The organism is Frankia sp. AgKG'84/4 (assembly GCF_023242965.2).
In the GTDB taxonomy this organism is placed as follows: Bacteria; Actinomycetota; Actinomycetes; order Frankiales; family Frankiaceae; genus Frankia.
Map to the genome: position 1 here is coordinate 1 of NZ_JALKFU020000775.1, position 1,141 is coordinate 1,141.

General features: G+C 74.6%; 1 protein-coding gene. It reads right to left on the reverse strand.

Translation table 11 applies throughout. From position 1 onward, the window contains the following. Window positions 1-961, reverse strand: a 961-nt coding sequence (locus MXD58_RS25130; protein WP_250610116.1) for a UDP-glucuronic acid decarboxylase family protein, incomplete at its 3' end; no start/stop codon positions are given. Window positions 962-1,141: the final 180 nt, after the last annotated feature.

The following is a 1,141-nucleotide window of genomic DNA, read 5'->3' on the forward strand; positions in this document are numbered from 1 at the left end:
GGCCGGGCTGGCGGGGCACCGCAGGCGCGGTGGCGGCGCGCGAGCGGAACCAGTCGACGGTGCGGGCGAGCCCGTCGGCGAGGGTGACCCGGGGACGCCAGCCGAGCTCCGCCAGCGCGAGCGAGACGTCGGGGCGCCGCACGCTCGGATCATCCGGGGGCCGTGGCACGAAGGCGACGGGCGCCCGGTCGCCGCACAGCCCTACGACGAGGCGCGCGAGGTCCAGCATCGACAGCTCCTCGGGGTTGCCGAGGTTCACCGGACCGGGATGGTCCCCGCGGGTCATCCGGACCAGCCCGTCGACGAGGTCGTCGACATAGCACAGCGACCGGGTCTGCGCGCCGTCACCGGCGACGGTCACCGGGTCCCCGGCCAGCGCCTGGGTCACGAACGTGGGGACGGCCCGCCCGTCGTCCGCCCGCATCCGCGGCCCGTAGGTGTTGAAGATCCGCACGATGCCGGTTCGGGTGCCGTGGGTGGCGCGGTGGGCGGTGGTCAGCGCCTCGGCGAACCGCTTGGCCTCGTCGTACATGCTGCGCGGGCCGACCGGGTTGACGTGGCCCCAGTAGCTCTCCGGCTGCGGGTGGACCTGCGGGTCGCCGTACACCTCGGAGGTGGAGGCCAGCACGAGGCGGGCCTCCTTGCGGCGGGCGAGCTCCAGCAGCCGAGCGGTGCCCCAGGCGCCGGCCGCGAGGGTCTCCAGCGGCAGCGCCCGGTAGTCCACCGGGGACGCGGGCGAGGCCAGGTTCACGACGGCGTCGAGCGGGCCGGCGAGATCGACGGGCCCGGTGACATCGCGGCGCAGCAGGCGGAACGCGGGGTTGGCGCGCAGCGCGTCGACGTTCTCCGGCCGGCCGGTGAGGAAGTTGTCGACGCAGACCACCTCAGCGCCGTCGGCCAGGAACCGTTCGCACAGGTGGCTGCCGAGGAAACCCGCTCCACCCGCGACGACAACCCGCATGGCAGGCCATCCCTCCTATCGCGACACCCATGTACGGTGCGTTGATTAGCCAATACTCATGGTGAAGACTAGCCGACCGGGTGCCCCGTCCCGGGGCCGCCCCGACGGATCGGGCAGTCGGCGAGGAGGCGGGTCGCGGCCATGACGTGGACCTCGCCGCCGCGCCCGCCGCGCCCGCCG